This window comes from Pseudomonas syringae, assembly GCF_021606685.1.
In the GTDB taxonomy this organism is placed as follows: domain Bacteria; phylum Pseudomonadota; class Gammaproteobacteria; order Pseudomonadales; family Pseudomonadaceae; genus Aquipseudomonas; species Aquipseudomonas syringae_R.
This window is the reverse complement of the sequence record NZ_WKCB01000007.1, coordinates 115421-129803: the sequence shown is the minus strand read 5'-3', so window position 1 is coordinate 129803 and position 14383 is coordinate 115421. Positions and strand designations below refer to the sequence as shown.

Below are 14383 nucleotides of genomic sequence, written 5' to 3'. Positions count from 1 at the left end.
GCGTCAGCAAGATCAAGCGCCGCGCCGGTGACTACGACCCCGATGAGGACAAGAACTACACCGCCCGTCCGGTGATTGCCCTGGACATCTGCATGGGCACCGCTTTACGCAGCATAGAAGTGAACTTGACTGACCGAAGTGCCTTCCAATATCCGCTGCTGATCGGCTCCGAAGCGCTTAAACGCTTTGATGCGCTGGTCGACCCCAGTCTTAAATACGCAGCAGGCAAACCCGCCTGCGCCGCCGACGCTCATACCGCCGAGTAAACCGAATGCGCTCTCTAACCCTGCACCTGAGAATCCTGATCGCCATCCTGGTGGTGTTGGGTATTTCGGTTACCGCCTACCAGATCTTCGTGCTGGGCATTCCCGTCACCGAGGACGCCACCGACGACTTGTGGAACATCGACGCCAAGGTCGAGTTCGTCGCCAACCCGAAAGACCCGGTGAAAATCCAGATGTTCGTGCCGCCCCTGAGCCGCGACTTCGTCAGCCTCAATGAGAGTTTCATCTCTAACAATTACGGCGTGAGCGTCAACCGCATCGACGGCAACCGCAAAGTCACCTGGTCGGCGCGCCGTGCCAAAGGCAACCAGACCCTGTATTACCGCCTGGTGCTGACCAAGCGTTACAGCGGCGAAAAGGTCAAGGTCAAGGGCCCGACCTTCCGCGACAGCATTGCCGTGGAAGGCCCTGAGAAAATCGCCGCCGAGGCCCTGCTGGCGCCGATCCGCCAGCACTCGGCGGACGTGGAAACATTCATCACCGAAGCGATCAAGCGCACCAACAACCTCAACGACGACAACGTGAAGCTGCTGCTGGCGGGCGACCCGTCGATACCGCACAAGGCCAAGATCGTCGAGTTATTGCTGTCCATTGCCCATGTACCGGTGGAAAAAGTCCACACCATCCGCCTGGTGGCCGACCAGCCACAGGCCCCGGAACTGTGGCTGCGCAGTTTCAACGGCAATGACTGGCTGTACTTCAACCCGGAAACCGGCGAACAAGGCCTGCCCGCCGACCGCCTGCTGTGGTGGACCGGTGATGAAAACCTGATCACGGTCGATGGCGGCAAGAAAGCCATGGTCACCTTCAGCCTGAACAACAGCGAAATGAACGCCATTCGCCTGGCCAAGCTGACCGACGAAAATACCGACGCCAACTTCCTCGAATACTCGCTGTACGGCCTGCCGCTACAGACCCAGCAGACCTTCATGATCATGGTGATGATCCCGATCGGCGTGCTGGTGATTTTGATCCTGCGCAACCTGATCGGCCTGCAGACCCTCGGTACCTTCACCCCGGTGCTGATTGCGTTGGCCTTCCGCGAAACACAGCTCGGCTTCGGGATCGTGCTGTTTACGATCATCACCGCGCTGGGGCTGTCGCTCAGGTCATACCTGGAGCACTTGAAGTTGCAGATGTTGCCGAGGCTGTCGGTGGTGCTCACCTTCGTGGTGGTGCTGATTGCGGCCATCAGCCTGTTCAGCCATAAACTTGGGCTGGAACGCGGGCTGTCGGTAGCGCTGTTCCCGATGGTGATTCTGACCATGACCATCGAACGCCTGTCGATCACTTGGGAGGAACGCGGCGCCAACCATGCGCTGAAAGTGGCGATTGGTACGCTGTTCGCGGCGTCCCTGGCGCACCTGATCATGAGCGTGCCGGAACTGGTCTACTTCGTGTTCACCTTCCCGGCCATCCTGTTGATTCTGGTGGGCTTCATGCTGGCCATGGGTCGCTATCGCGGCTACCGCCTCACCGAACTCGTGCGCTTCAAGGCGTTCTTGAAGGCTGACAAATAATGTTCGGCTTCTGGAAGACCTGGAAGGCCCTGGAAGCGCGGGGCATCATGGGCATCAACCGGCGTAACGCCGACTACGTGCTCAAGTACAACAAGCGCAGCCTTTACCCGATCGTGGATGACAAGATCATCACCAAGGAACGGGCCATCGCCGCCGGCATCCATGTGCCAGAAATGTACGGCGTGATCTCCACCGAGAAGGAAATCGACAAGCTCGACGACATCATCGGCGGGCGCAGCGACTTCGTGATCAAGCCGGCACAGGGCGCAGGCGGTGACGGCATTCTGGTAGTGGCCGACCGCTTTGAGGGGCGCTACCGCACAGTGTCCGGCAAGATCATCAGCCATGAAGAAATCGAGCATCAGATCTCCAGTATCCTCACTGGCCTGTATTCCCTGGGCGGCCACCGCGACCGCGCACTGATCGAATACCGCGTGGTGCCCGACCAGATCTTCAAGAGCATCAGCTACGAAGGCGTGCCGGACATCCGCATCATCGTGCTGATGGGCTACCCGGTGATGGCCATGCTGCGCTTGCCGACGCGCCAGTCGGGCGGCAAGGCCAACCTGCACCAGGGCGCGATTGGCGTGGGCGTTGACCTCGCCACCGGCCTGACCCTGCGCGGCACCTGGCTGAACAACATCATCACCAAGCACCCCGACACCACTAACGCGGTGGATGGCGTGCAACTGCCCAACTGGGACGGTTTCATGAAGCTTGCGGCCGGCTGCTATGAGCTGTGCGGGCTGGGCTATATCGGCGTGGACATGGTGCTGGACCAGGAAAAAGGCCCGCTGATTCTTGAATTGAATGCGCGGCCCGGGCTGAATATCCAGATCGCCAACGACTGCGGCCTGACCCTGCGCACCCACGCGGTAGAAGCACGGCTGGAAGAATTGAAGGCCGCGGGCATCACGGAAACCCCGGAAGAACGGGTCAAGTTCGTGCAGGAAATGTTTGGGCATATCCCTGCCGTAGAAGGCTGAACCCCGATTCAGTGTGGGAGCGGGCTTGCTCGCGAAGGCGGTGTGTCAGTCGACCCATTCGGTGCCTGGCACACCGCCTTCGCGAGCAAGCCCGCTCCCACATTTGTACCTCGCTCTAGGACCAACCCCTTCAGGGAGACTACAATCGCCTCCCCCACGCCAACGGCTGATCCACCCCGCATGTCGACCTGCTCCGTACACCCGCTGCCCTACCGGGCCAACCCCGCCGAGTATTTTGCGGCGATCCGCCATGCGCCTGGCGCGGTGCTGCTCGACAGCGGCCGGCCGGCGGCCGAGCGCGGGCGTTATGACCTGCTCAGCGCCTGGCCACTGGCGACGCTGACCGTACAGCCTGACGAAAGCGGCAGTGATTTCCTGCAGCGCCTACGGAAAAACCTGACCCAACTGGGTGAAGCGGCAATCCCCAAAGGTTTAGAGCTACCGTTTGCCGGCGGCCTGATCGGCTACCTGAGCTATGACTTTGGCCGGCACCTGGAGCACATGCCGCACCTGGCCACAGACGATTTACACCTGCCGGATGCACGCCTGGGGCTCTATGCCTGGGCGCTGATCACGGATCACCATGCGCGCACGAGCCAATTGGTATTTCACCCGACGCTGATCGAGAGCGAGCAGCAACGCTTGATCGCCTTGTTCAGCACCGCAGCCGTCGACGCACCTGCGACCTTCACCCTGCAAGGCCCCATGACGCCGGACCTGACGGCCGAGGCCTATCAACAGGCCATCGCGCGTATCCACGCCTACATCCAGGCCGGTGACTGCTACCAGGTCAACTTCGCCCAACGCTTCCGCGCGCCGTGCAGCGGCGACCCCTGGGTCGCCTACTGCGCCCTGCGCGAAGCTTGCCCGACGCCTTTCTCCGGGTTCCAGACCTTGCCGGACGACGGCGCGGTACTGAGCTTGTCGCCCGAGCGTTTCGTGCGCATCAGTGAGCGCCAGGTCGAAACCCGCCCGATCAAGGGCACCCGCCCTCGCGGCCTGACCCCAGAAGAAGACGCCGCGAACGCCGCCGAGCTGCTGGCCAGCCCCAAGGATCGCGCGGAAAACCTGATGATCGTCGACCTGCTGCGCAATGACCTCGGTCGCACCTGCCGCACCGGCTCGGTAAAAGTCCCCGAGCTGTTCAGCCTGGAAAGCTACCCCAACGTGCATCACCTGGTCAGCAGCGTGACCGGCGAATTGGCCGCCGACAAGGACGCCCTCGACCTGATCGCGGGCAGCTTCCCCGGCGGCTCCATCACCGGCGCGCCCAAGATCCGCGCCATGCAGATCATCGATGAACTGGAGCCAACCCGACGCGGGCTGTACTGCGGCTCGCTGGTGTACCTGGACGTACGTGGCGAGATGGACAGCTCCATCGCCATCCGCAGCCTGCTGGTCAAGGATGGGCAGGTGTGCTGCTGGGGCGGCGGCGGGATCGTCGCGGATTCGCAGTGGGAGGCGGAGTATCAGGAGTCGCTGACCAAGGTGCGGGTGTTGTTACACACGCTGGAAAGCTTGTAGTCACCCAGCGCCTCCCGGCTTTGCGGCGCGAAGCCGCGCCGCAGGACAAAACCTGAATCAGAACGTGTATGGACGGCATTCGGGCTGGACGATAGCGTCCGGTCCGGACCACCCATTAGCCGTCTGTGAGGGATCACATGAACCGACTGCTTACTCGTCAGAAGTTGTTTCCGAGATTGCATCTCCAGCCAACCGAGCCTATATTCTCCCAAATTGGGAGGAAGAGGCGATGCGCATAATCGCTCTTTCTACCCTACGAATATTCTGGGAAAGCCACCCGGCCTATTGCGACGCCAAAACACCGCTGGTCGAACTGTATCGCCATTTGGAGAAAGCGACGTTCCCCACGCCGCAAGCGCTCAAGGCAGAGCTCAGAACGGCAAGCATCCTTAAAAGTGGCAGGGTTGTATTCAACGTAGGCGGCAACAAGTATCGAGTAATCATGGCGCTCGACTATCAGCGCCAGCTTGGGTTCGTACGCTTTGTGGGGACTCACCCGCAGTACGACCAGATCAACGCGGAGACCGTGTGATGAACATCAAACCAATTCACTCCCAGGAAGACCTGACTACTGCCCTGGCACGCGTCGAACAGTTATGGGGAGCGGACATTGGCTCGCCTGAGGGTGACGAGCTGGAAATCCTCGCCGTACTCATTGAAAAGTACGAAGCGGAACATTATCCAATGCCACCGTCCGATCCGGTGGAAGCGATCAGATTTCGCATGGAGCAACTGGGTCTGACTGCCCGCGACCTGGAGCCTTTTATCGGCACCAGTGGGCGGGTGTCAGAGGTACTGAACCATAAGCGCAAGCTGAGCTTGTCGATGATCAAGCGCCTGCATGAAGGCTTGAGCATTCCTTACGAGCGGTTGCTGGCAGAGGGGTAAGCGGTGGCTGGGCGGGCCCTATCGGGGGCAAGCCCCCTCCCACATTGTTCGCGTTTACTCTGTAGGTGTGGGAGGGGGCTCGCCCCCGATAGGGCCGTCAGCATCACTGAGTGGCTTACAGGCTCAACTGCCGATTCGACGCCTTGATGAACTCTTTCTTCAAGTCCTCAAAGGTATGCACCGCCGGGAACTGCGGGAACTCGCGAATCACGTTCTGCGGTGCATGGAACAGAATTCCACGGTCGGCTTCGCCCAGCATGGTGGTGTCGTTGTAGGAATCACCGGCTGCGATCACCCGGTAGTAGAGGGTCTTGAACGCCAGCACCGATTGGCGCTTGGGATCTTTCTGGCGTAGCTGGTAGCTCACCACCCGGTCATTTTCATCGGTGATCAGGCGGTGGCACAGCAAGGTCGGAAACCCCAGCTGGCGCATCAGCGGCTGGGAGAACTCGTAGAAGGTGTCCGACAGGATCACCACCTGAAAGCGCTCGCGCAACCAATTGACGAACTCAATGGCACCGTCCAGCGGCGTGAGGGTGGCGATGACTTCCTGGATATCGGCGAGCTTCAGCCCGTGCTCGTCGAGGATGCGCAGGCGTTGCTTCATCAGCACGTCGTAGTCGGGAATGTCCCGGGTGGTAGCCCGCAGGGATTCAATACCGGTTTTTTCGGCGAAGGCGATCCAGATTTCCGGAACCAACACCCCTTCCAGGTCGAGACAGGCAATTTCCACAAGACGCTCCCATTGGTTTTATTGAAGTTGAGCCAGCAAAAAAGGTCTGCCGAACTCTAGCGATTCAAGCTCGCCGCCGCAACGCAGAGCGGATTTTGATACCATCGCTCCCCTATAGAGCGCTCAGCGCCACTGACCTGTAGGAACCGTGCTGATGAACCCAACCTTCGATGTCGCCGAACTCGCCGCGACTTACGCCAACAAATCCGCCCAGGACATTCTCAAGCTGGCGTTCAGCCAGTTCGGTGATGACCTGTGGATTTCCTTCAGCGGTGCCGAGGACGTGGTGCTGGTGGACATGGCCTGGAAGCTGAACAAGAACGTCAAGGTGTTCAGCCTCGACACCGGCCGCCTGCACCCGGAGACCTACCGGTTTATCGAGCAAGTGCGCGACTTCTACAAGATCGACATAGAACTGATCTCGCCGGACCAGAGCAAGCTGGAACCCTTCGTCAAAGAGAAAGGCCTGTTCAGCTTCTATAAGGATGGCCATGGCGAATGCTGCGGTGTGCGCAAGATCGAACCACTGCGCCGTAAGCTTTCCGGAGTAAGTGCCTGGGCCACCGGCCAACGCCGTGACCAGAGCCCCGGCACCCGTAGCCAGGTGGCGGCGCTGGAGATCGACACCGCGTTCTCTACACCGGAACGCACCCTGTACAAGTTCAACCCCCTGGCGCAGATGACCAGCGAGGAAGTCTGGGGTTATATCCGCATGCTCGAGCTGCCGTACAACAGCCTGCATGAGCGCGGTTTTATCAGCATTGGCTGCGAGCCCTGCACCCGCCCGGTTCTGCCGAACCAACATGAGCGCGAAGGCCGCTGGTGGTGGGAAGAAGCGACGCAGAAGGAGTGCGGGCTGCACGCGGGGAATATCATCAGCAAGGCTTGAAAGTTGATGAGTTAAAAAATGTGGGAGGGGGCTTGCCCCCGATAGCGGTGTGTCAGCCAAATCATGTTTGACTGAAACACCGCTATCGGGGGCAAGCCCCCTCCCACATTTGCTTTGTGTTGGGAATTCAGTTGTACACATACATGTAACCATCGGTGCCATTTATGTGTGCAATCCCTCCAGTAACGCACCATTACGTAACACCCCTCCACGCTCACCGCTCTCCCTCGCAAACCGCCCCCCTGCGCAACAAAAATAAATAGCTGTTCGATCGGTCAATTTATATCCCTTTAAATTCAGCATTTTATTCAAATAACCGATAAAAACGAAATTACCGGCAGTTTTCATAGATCGAAAACTGGCACGCATGTGGCTTAGTGAGGAAAACTCTTTGTATACAATAAATACAAAACCTACATACACTTTGCCATCTGCGATTCGCCTGCAGATGTGCTGGAGCCTGCCGGAATGCGTACAAGCCTCTCGAATAACATCGCACTGGATCTGCCCTCCTCCGCCCTGAACCCCGAGGCTGCGAGCCCCGGCCCGTTGGTGCTCAGCCCGCGCCTGCACAACAAGGACCTGGCGCCCACCAAGGTTGAGGGCAGACGCTGGGGCCGCTACAGCATTTTCGCGCTGTGGACCAATGACGTGCACAACATCGCCAACTACTCGTTCGCCATCGGCTTGTATGCACTCGGCCTGGGCGGCTGGCAGATCCTGTTGTCCCTGGGGATCGGCGCGGCGCTGGTGTACTTCTTCATGAACCTGTCGGGGTATATGGGGCAGAAGACCGGCGTCCCGTTTCCGGTGATCAGCCGCATCAGCTTCGGCATTCATGGGGCACAAATTCCGGCGCTGATCCGCGCGGTGATCGCGATTGCCTGGTTTGGTATCCAGACTTACCTGGCCTCGGTGGTTTTCCGCGTGTTGCTGACCGCGATTCATCCGGGCTTTGCCGATTACGACCACAACTCGATCCTGGGCTTATCGACCCTGGGCTGGGCATGCTTTGTGGCGATCTGGTTCGTGCAACTGGTGATCCTGGCCTACGGCATGGAGATGGTGCGCCGCTATGAAGGCTTCGCCGGGCCGGTGATTCTGCTGACAGTGGCTGCATTGGCTGGCTGGATGTACTTCCAGGCGGGCGGCAACATCGCCTGGTCGATCAGCGAGCCGCTGAGCGGCGGCGAGATGTGGCGCAATATCTTTGCCGGTGGCGCGTTGTGGCTGGCGATCTACGGCACGCTGATCCTCAATTTCTGCGACTTCGCGCGGTCGTCGCCCTGCCGCAAAACCATCCAGGTCGGCAATTTCTGGGGCCTGCCGGTGAATATCCTGGTGTTCGCGGCCATCACCGTGCTGCTGTGCGGTGGCCAATTCCAGCTCAATGGCCGAGTGATCGAAAGCCCGACCGAGATCATTGCAGCGATTCCCAATACCTTCTTTCTTGTGCTGGGTTGCCTGGCGTTCCTGATCGTCACCGTGGCGGTGAACATCATGGCCAACTTTGTCGCGCCAGCCTTTGTGCTGAGCAACCTGGCGCCCAAGTACCTGAACTTCCGTCGTGCCGGGTTGATCAGCGCCACCGTGGCCGTGCTGATCCTGCCGTGGAACCTCTACAACAGCCCGCTGGTGATCGTGTACTTCCTGTCCGGCCTGGGCGCGCTGCTGGGGCCGTTGTACGGAATAATCATGGTCGATTACTGGCTGATCCGTAAAAGCCAGGTCGACGTACCGCAGTTGTATAGCGAGGACCCGAATGGCGTTTATTACTACAGCCGAGGGGTCAATCTGCGCGCGGTGGCGGCGTTTATTCCTGCAGCCGTGATCGCCATCCTGCTGGCGCTGTTGCCGGGATTTGCCAGCGTCTCGCCGTTTTCCTGGTTGTTTGGCGCCGGTATTGCAGGCTTGCTGTACCGGCTGATCGCCAAGCGCCAACCGTTCTACGCCGATGTCAGCGGCGAAAGCATTGCAGTCGATAACGTCAGTCATTAATCAAGGACATTCCATGCGCATCCTCGTGGTCAACGTCAACACCACCGAATCCATCACTGAAACCATTGCCCAACAGGCGCGCGCCGTGGCCGCACCGGGCACCGAGATTGTCGGGCTCACCCCTTATTTCGGTGCGGAATCGGTTGAAGGCAATTTTGAAAGCTACCTGGCCGCCATCGCCGTGATGGACCGCGTGATGGCCTACGACCAACCCTTCGACGCGGTGATCCAGGCCGGCTACGGCGAACATGGCCGCGAAGGCCTGCAGGAATTGTTGAACGTGCCGGTGGTGGACATCACCGAAGCTGCCGCCAGTACCGCGATGTTCCTGGGCCATGCCTATTCGGTGGTCACCACCCTGGACCGCACCGTGCCGCTGATTGAGGACCGTCTGAAACTCGCCGGCCTGTACCAGCGTTGCGCCTCGGTGAGGGCCAGCGGCATGGCGGTGCTGGAATTGGAAGAAAACCCGCTGGCCGCGATGGAAGCCATCGTGAGGCAGGCGGAACTGGCCATCAGCGAGGACAAGGCCGAGGTGATCTGCCTGGGCTGCGGCGGCATGGCCGGGTTGGATGAGCAAATTCGCCAACGTACCGGCGTGCCGGTGGTAGATGGCGTGACGGCCGCGGTGACCATTGCCGAATCGCTGGTGCGACTGGGGTTGTCGACGTCGAAGATTCGGACTTATGCGACGCCAAGGCCAAAGAAGATCATCGGCTGGCCGGGAAAGTTTGGCCACTGAAGATCAAAAATGTGGGAGGGGGCTTGCCCCCGATAGCGGTGGGTCAGCAATAAATCAGCCAGCTGACACTCCCTCATCGGGGCAAGTCGAATCGTCGCACCGCCCCTGTCAAATTTTGAATGTGTGCCTGGCTTTAGATAGCGCTGAAGCGGCGTCCCAGTTTCTGCTCAACAAACTGCTCGATGATGAAATCCACAAACGCCCGGGTCTTGCCGGGCAGCAGTTTGTGTTCGGCGTAATAGATGGAAATATTGCCGTCGTCGACGTACCAATCGGGCAGCACCCGCACCACCTCGCCACTGTCGAGAAACGGCACAGCCATGGGCATGCTCACCAACGCAATGCCCAGGCCCTGGGCGCTGGCGCAGCAGGCCGCTTCTGAATCACTCATGGTCATGCCGGCGCTAAGCACGAGGGGGCGATGTTCGCGCTCGCGGCTGGTCAATTGCCAGGAACGTATGCGACCGGTCTGCGGTGAACGAATGAGGATACCGTGGCATCGTGATAAGTCCTCGGGCTCCAGCACCGCAGGGCGTTGCGCCAGGTAGCCAGGCGCTGCAACCAATACTCGATGCGCCGGTGCCAGCTTACGCGCCACCACCCCCTGGGGCAGTTCAAAACCACCGCCGATGGCCGCATCGAAGCCCTGGCCGATCAGGTCGACCTGGCGGTTATCGAAATGCCAGTCCGGGCTGATATCCGGAAAGCGCTGCATGAACGCCCCCAGCAGCGGCACCACATAACGATTGCCGAACACCGTGCCCATGCTCACTTTGAGTGTGCCGACCGGCCGCCCTTCAGCGCTGGCCAGGTTGGCCACGGCATTCTGGATGGTGGTGAGGCTGGCGCCGACTTCTTCAAGGAACAGTTTGCCAGCCTCGGTCAGCGTTAGCCGCCGAGTGCTGCGCTGGAACAACCGCACGCCCAGGCGCGCTTCCAGCTTGGCGACGCTTTTACCCACCGCCGCCGGGGTCAGGCTCAGGTGCCGCGCAGCCTCGGCAAAGCTACCGCCCTCGGCGCTGCGCACGAAGCATTCGATACTGCCAAAGCTTTCCATATCACCCCATTCCAAACTTTTGGTTTACACAGACTATAGCAATCACGGTCTACCGGCCTGGGTGGGTGAGGTCGATACTCGGCTCCAACACCAAGGCATCCCGCCTTGAACAGCCAGGAGATCGACATGACCACTCAGAACCTCAACGGTAAAGTCGCCTTGATTCAAGGCGGATCCCGCGGCATCGGCGCCGCTATCGTCAAGCGCCTCGCGGCGCAGGGTGCAGCCGTCGCGTTTACTTACGTAAGCTCAGCCGCCAAGGCTGAAGAGTTGCAGAACAGCGTGATCGCCCAAGGCGGCAAAGCCCTCGCGATTCACGCCGACAGCGCCGACGCCACGGCGATTCGCAACGCAGTCAATGCCACCGTCGAAGCCTTTGGCCGCCTGGACATCCTGGTGAACAACGCTGGCGTTCTGGCCATCGCACCGCTGGACGAGTTCAAGCTTGAAGACTTCGATCAGACGCTGGCGATCAACGTGCGCAGCGTCTTCATCGCCACTCAGGAAGCCGCCAAGCATATGGGCGACGGCGGTCGAGTGATCAATATCGGCAGCACCAACGCCGAACGCATGCCATTTGGCGGTGGCGGGCCGTACGCCATGAGCAAGGCGGCGCTGGTCGGTTTGACCAAAGGCCTGGCACGGGACTTGGGCCCGCGCGGTATCACCATCAATAACGTGCAGCCTGGCCCGGTGGATACCGATATGAACCCGGCGAACAGTGATTTTGCCGAAAGCCTGATCGGGTTGATGGCGGTGGGCCGTTACGGGCATGTGGAAGAGATCGCCAGCTTTGTGGCGTATCTGGCGGGACCTGAGGCTGGGTACATAACCGGTGCGAGCCTGACCATCGACGGTGGTTTCAGCGCCTGATAGTTCTGGAACCCTGCAAAACCAAATATGGGAGGGGGCTTGCCCCCGATGGCGGTGGGTCAGCCAGTTTAGTTGTGACTGTTCCACTGCTATCGGGGGCAAGCCCCCTCCCACATTTTGACCGGGTTGAATCAGGACATTGGCGGCAAGCCGTAAGCGGCCAGGTCGAAATCCGCGAGTTTGCGGATGATCTGGTCGGCGTGGTGGTATTTGCTGTCGGCCATCGCCTCATCGGGCACCGCGATGGCGGTCATGTGAGCAGCCTTGGCGGCGGTCACGCCAAAGGGCGAGTCTTCGAACACCAGGCAATCTTCCGGCGCCACACCCAGGCGGCGAGCGGCCGTGAGGAAGATGTCCGGCGCAGGTTTGGCGGCGCCGACTTCCGGGTCGTCAGCAGTAACGATGGTGCCGAACAGCCCGAACCACTCGCGGTGCAAGGTGGTCTTGTGGCCAAACGAATTGCGCGACGAACTGGTGCCCACGGCAATCGGGATGTTGTGCGCGCTCAAGTGCCGCACCAGCGCCTCGGCACCGGGCATGCCCAGCGCCTTGGGGAAACGCTCGCTCATCAAGGGTTCGCGGATCGCCAGAAACTCAGCCGGTGTAATCGGCAGGTCCAGCGCCTTGACCACGTAATCGGCCAGATCCTGCGCCCCACGGCCAATGATGTGCTGCTTGATCCCCCAGTCGTAGGTACGACCGTAACGCTCAGCGATGATCTGTGTGACTTGGGTGTAGATGCCTTCGGTATCCAGCAATAACCCGTCCATATCAAAAATCACGGCCTTGATCGGACCGACTGCAGTACGCGGTGCATTCATCACTACAAAACCCTGGGGGGAAGACTAAAAGGATTCAGCACAATAACGGCCACGCTTACCCGCGAGCAACCCTTTAGACTGTGCACCTCTTTTTTTGAAGTGCGCACAATGCTCTACCGTCTAGCCGCAGACAGCCTGGTGCTGTTCCACTTGAGCTTCATCCTGTTCGTGCTGTTCGGCGGGCTGCTGGCCCTCAAGTGGCGGCCGGTTATCTGGCTGCACCTGCCCGCCGCCGCCTGGGGCGTGGCTGTCGAAGTGTTCCACCTGCCCTGCCCGCTGACCCGCTGGGAAAACCTGTTTCGCCACCTCGCAGGGCAGGACGGTTATGGCGGTGGTTTTATCGAGCATTACATCCTCACACTGATCTACCCGGCGGGGCTGACCCCGAACATTCAGTTGGTGCTGGGCTCGCTGGTGTTGGCGATCAATATCGCGGTGTATACACGGTTGATCCGGCGTTAGATGCAAGCAGGGGCTCACCTGCAAGACAGTGCTCATCGACCTAAAACGTCGACGCACACCACCTTTGTGCGTTGGCTCTTCCAGTGCGTCGCTATATAGTAAAAGTCATAACGCCTTTTGCTAATCCGACGCGAGGAAAACCGGTGTCCGCACAACCCAAAGAAGCCGTGGGCGCCGCCTACAGCATTGAATCCATGCGCTACGCCCAGGCCATGACCTGGCAAGCCATCGAACAACTCTCCCAGCGCATTCGCCCCGGCATGCTTGAGTCCGAGGCCCGCGAGCTGGGCAAGCAGGTGCTCGCCGAACTTAATATGCAACGCATCTGGCACCCACTGCTGGTGCGCTTCGGCGCCAACACCCTCAAGGCGTTCAACCAGCGCTCCGAAGGCGACCCGGTGCTGGGCGACAACGATATTTTCTTCATCGACATGGGCGCCGTGTGGCAAGGCCACGAAGGCGACGCCGGCGCGACATTCACCACCGGCAACGACCCGCAAATGCGCGCCTGCGCCAGCGCCGCCAAAGAGCTGTTCGAGCGCGTGCAAGCGCGCTGGAAAAACGAACAGGTCGTCGGCCTCGAACTCTACCGCTACGCGCAAGCACAAGCCTTGGCCATGGGTTGGCAACTCAACCTCGACATCAAGGGCCACCGCGTCAGCGATTTCCCCCATGCCATCCACCGTGGCGGCGACCTGGGTGATTTCGAACACTACCCAAATACCGGGCTGTGGATCCTCGAAATCCAGATCGCCCACCCGAGCAAGGCCTACGGCGCGTTTTATGAAGACCTGCTTGCCTGACTTTTTAAGGATCACCAATGACACGCTCCAACGAACCCTCCGTCCTGTTGTTTTCCTACGGCACCTTGCAGGACAAAGCGGTACAACTGGCCAATTTCGGCCGGGAACTCACAGGCCGGCACGACGCCATGCTGGGTTATTCGCAAAGCTGGGTAGAAATTACCGACCCTCACGTGCTGGCGAGCAGTGGCAAGACTCATCACCCGATTGTCGCGCCTTCTACCGCGCGCGGCACCCAGGTTGAAGGGATGGTATTTGAGGTGACTGCGGCGGAATTGGCCGCAGCGGATGCGTACGAAGTAGCGGACTACAAGCGCGTTTCGGTAACGCTGGCGTCGGGGCTCACGGCGTGGGTGTATGTGCAGGCCTGAGTGGCCAGTATTTTCAATCTGATACGTGAGCGATTAGAGTGTCGCCCCCCGAGAATTGAATCTCGGGCTTTAGTCCATGGAGTTACTCAGTGAAGTACGTCAGTAAAGTGGTTGCAGCAGCAGTTCTCGGTTTCGCACTTGCAGGCTGCACCGGCACCGCCATCAAATCCCCGCAATACGACAGCAGCCAATACACCGTGCTGGGCCACAGCGAAGCCAGCGCCACCGGCATCATGCTCTTCGGCGTCATCCCAATCGGCCAGAACAGCCGTTTCGTCCGCGCCCAGGAAGCTGCCATCAAGGCCAAAGGCGGCGACGCACTGATCAACACCCAAGTGCAGGAAAAATGGTTCTGGGCATGGGTATTGAGCGGCTACACCACGAAGATCTCGGGTGATGTGGTTAAGCTGAAAACCGCGCAGTAAATCCACA

The 14383-nt window shown here is 59.9% G+C and carries 17 protein-coding genes; 14 read left to right on the top strand and 3 right to left on the bottom strand.

Annotation, left to right across the window (positions count from 1 at the left end; translation table 11 throughout):
- The 6 genes from GIW02_RS05100 to GIW02_RS05075 form a co-directional block, all read left to right on the top strand.
- On the top strand, nucleotides 1-266 hold a 266-nt coding region (locus GIW02_RS05100; protein ID WP_236421789.1), incomplete at its 5' end, for a putative ATP-dependent zinc protease.
- Nucleotides 267-271: 5 nt separating this feature from the next.
- Nucleotides 272-1804 (top strand): osmotic stress tolerance membrane protein RloB, encoded by a 1533-nt coding sequence (rloB, locus tag GIW02_RS05095; RefSeq protein ID WP_236415451.1) that lies wholly within the window; start codon nucleotides 272-274, stop codon nucleotides 1802-1804.
- Nucleotides 1804-2790: an alpha-L-glutamate ligase-like protein gene (locus tag GIW02_RS05090; RefSeq protein WP_236415453.1), complete on the top strand. Its 987-nt coding sequence runs from the start codon at nucleotides 1804-1806 to the stop codon at nucleotides 2788-2790. The genes rloB and GIW02_RS05090 overlap by 1 nt, the downstream gene beginning before the upstream one ends.
- Before the next feature lie 180 nt (nucleotides 2791-2970).
- Nucleotides 2971-4314 carry an aminodeoxychorismate synthase component I gene (pabB, locus tag GIW02_RS05085; protein WP_236419669.1) on the top strand — a complete coding sequence of 448 codons (1344 nt, stop codon included), beginning with the start codon at nucleotides 2971-2973 and terminating at the stop codon, nucleotides 4312-4314.
- Nucleotides 4315-4543: 229 nt separating this feature from the next.
- Nucleotides 4544-4846 (top strand): type II toxin-antitoxin system HigB family toxin, encoded by a 303-nt coding sequence (locus tag GIW02_RS05080; protein ID WP_236419667.1) that lies wholly within the window; start codon nucleotides 4544-4546, stop codon nucleotides 4844-4846.
- Nucleotides 4846-5202 (top strand): transcriptional regulator, encoded by a 357-nt coding sequence (locus GIW02_RS05075; RefSeq protein ID WP_236419665.1) that lies wholly within the window; start codon nucleotides 4846-4848, stop codon nucleotides 5200-5202. The genes GIW02_RS05080 and GIW02_RS05075 overlap by 1 nt, the downstream gene beginning before the upstream one ends.
- Nucleotides 5203-5317: 115 nt before the next feature.
- Here the strand turns inward: GIW02_RS05075 and thrH are convergent, their stop codons facing one another.
- A complete protein-coding gene (gene thrH / locus GIW02_RS05070; RefSeq protein ID WP_236419664.1) occupies nucleotides 5318-5935 on the bottom strand; it encodes a bifunctional phosphoserine phosphatase/homoserine phosphotransferase ThrH in 618 nt (205 codons plus the stop codon).
- A 154-nt stretch (nucleotides 5936-6089) separates the two neighbouring features.
- On the opposite strand from thrH, the gene GIW02_RS05065 reads away from it, so the two are divergent.
- The 3 genes from GIW02_RS05065 to GIW02_RS05055 all read left to right on the top strand — a co-directional run bounded on the left by GIW02_RS05065 (nucleotide 6090) and on the right by GIW02_RS05055 (nucleotide 9564).
- Nucleotides 6090-6824, top strand: coding sequence for a phosphoadenylyl-sulfate reductase (locus GIW02_RS05065; protein WP_236419661.1), 735 nt, complete (start codon nucleotides 6090-6092; stop codon nucleotides 6822-6824).
- A gap of 468 nt (nucleotides 6825-7292) precedes the next feature.
- Nucleotides 7293-8822 carry an NCS1 family nucleobase:cation symporter-1 gene (locus GIW02_RS05060; protein WP_236414994.1) on the top strand — a complete coding sequence of 510 codons (1530 nt, stop codon included), beginning with the start codon at nucleotides 7293-7295 and terminating at the stop codon, nucleotides 8820-8822.
- Between the two features lie 13 nt (nucleotides 8823-8835).
- On the top strand, nucleotides 8836-9564 hold the full coding sequence (locus GIW02_RS05055) for an aspartate/glutamate racemase family protein (RefSeq protein ID WP_236414992.1): 729 nt from the start codon (nucleotides 8836-8838) through the stop codon (nucleotides 9562-9564).
- Between the two features lie 133 nt (nucleotides 9565-9697).
- On the opposite strand, the gene GIW02_RS05050 is transcribed toward GIW02_RS05055, so the two are convergent.
- Entirely contained in the window at nucleotides 9698-10621 is a 924-nt protein-coding gene (locus GIW02_RS05050) for a LysR family transcriptional regulator (RefSeq protein ID WP_236414990.1), read from the bottom strand.
- 126 nt (nucleotides 10622-10747) lie between these two features.
- On the opposite strand from GIW02_RS05050, the gene GIW02_RS05045 reads away from it, so the two are divergent.
- The gene (locus GIW02_RS05045; RefSeq protein WP_236414988.1) at nucleotides 10748-11494 is read left to right on the top strand and encodes a 3-oxoacyl-ACP reductase family protein; all 747 of its coding nucleotides are present in this window, start codon (nucleotides 10748-10750) and stop codon (nucleotides 11492-11494) included.
- A gap of 131 nt (nucleotides 11495-11625) precedes the next feature.
- On the opposite strand, the gene GIW02_RS05040 is transcribed toward GIW02_RS05045, so the two are convergent.
- A complete protein-coding gene (locus GIW02_RS05040) occupies nucleotides 11626-12315 on the bottom strand; it encodes an HAD-IA family hydrolase (protein ID WP_236414986.1) in 690 nt (229 codons plus the stop codon).
- A gap of 108 nt (nucleotides 12316-12423) precedes the next feature.
- Here GIW02_RS05040 and GIW02_RS05035 point away from each other — a divergent pair, with 108 nt between their 5' ends.
- The 4 genes from GIW02_RS05035 (at nucleotide 12424) to GIW02_RS05020 (ending at nucleotide 14376) form a co-directional block, all read left to right on the top strand.
- A complete protein-coding gene (locus GIW02_RS05035; protein ID WP_236414984.1) occupies nucleotides 12424-12777 on the top strand; it encodes a DUF2784 domain-containing protein in 354 nt (117 codons plus the stop codon).
- 143 nt (nucleotides 12778-12920) lie between these two features.
- Nucleotides 12921-13580 carry a M24 family metallopeptidase gene (locus GIW02_RS05030; RefSeq protein ID WP_236414982.1) on the top strand — a complete coding sequence of 220 codons (660 nt, stop codon included), beginning with the start codon at nucleotides 12921-12923 and terminating at the stop codon, nucleotides 13578-13580.
- A 17-nt stretch (nucleotides 13581-13597) separates the two neighbouring features.
- Nucleotides 13598-13951: a gamma-glutamylcyclotransferase family protein gene (locus GIW02_RS05025; protein ID WP_236414981.1), complete on the top strand. Its 354-nt coding sequence runs from the start codon at nucleotides 13598-13600 to the stop codon at nucleotides 13949-13951.
- Between the two features lie 89 nt (nucleotides 13952-14040).
- On the top strand, nucleotides 14041-14376 hold the full coding sequence (locus GIW02_RS05020; protein WP_236414979.1) for a hypothetical protein: 336 nt from the start codon (nucleotides 14041-14043) through the stop codon (nucleotides 14374-14376).
- The last annotated feature ends 7 nt before the right edge of the window (nucleotides 14377-14383 follow it).

Coding starts and splice junctions, on each gene's coding strand:
- GIW02_RS05035 (WP_236414984.1), top strand. CDS start 12,424: ATGCTCTACCGTCTAGCCGCAGACAGCCTGGTGCTGTTCCACTTGAGC.
- rloB (WP_236415451.1), top strand. CDS start 272: ATGCGCTCTCTAACCCTGCACCTGAGAATCCTGATCGCCATCCTGGTG.
- GIW02_RS05080 (WP_236419667.1), top strand. CDS start 4,544: ATGCGCATAATCGCTCTTTCTACCCTACGAATATTCTGGGAAAGCCAC.
- GIW02_RS05055 (WP_236414992.1), top strand. CDS start 8,836: ATGCGCATCCTCGTGGTCAACGTCAACACCACCGAATCCATCACTGAA.
- GIW02_RS05075 (WP_236419665.1), top strand. CDS start 4,846: ATGAACATCAAACCAATTCACTCCCAGGAAGACCTGACTACTGCCCTG.
- pabB (WP_236419669.1), top strand. CDS start 2,971: ATGTCGACCTGCTCCGTACACCCGCTGCCCTACCGGGCCAACCCCGCC.
- GIW02_RS05065 (WP_236419661.1), top strand. CDS start 6,090: ATGAACCCAACCTTCGATGTCGCCGAACTCGCCGCGACTTACGCCAAC.
- GIW02_RS05025 (WP_236414981.1), top strand. CDS start 13,598: ATGACACGCTCCAACGAACCCTCCGTCCTGTTGTTTTCCTACGGCACC.
- GIW02_RS05060 (WP_236414994.1), top strand. CDS start 7,293: ATGCGTACAAGCCTCTCGAATAACATCGCACTGGATCTGCCCTCCTCC.
- GIW02_RS05050 (WP_236414990.1), bottom strand. CDS start 10,621: ATGGAAAGCTTTGGCAGTATCGAATGCTTCGTGCGCAGCGCCGAGGGC.
- GIW02_RS05040 (WP_236414986.1), bottom strand. CDS start 12,315: ATGAATGCACCGCGTACTGCAGTCGGTCCGATCAAGGCCGTGATTTTT.
- GIW02_RS05090 (WP_236415453.1), top strand. CDS start 1,804: ATGTTCGGCTTCTGGAAGACCTGGAAGGCCCTGGAAGCGCGGGGCATC.
- GIW02_RS05045 (WP_236414988.1), top strand. CDS start 10,748: ATGACCACTCAGAACCTCAACGGTAAAGTCGCCTTGATTCAAGGCGGA.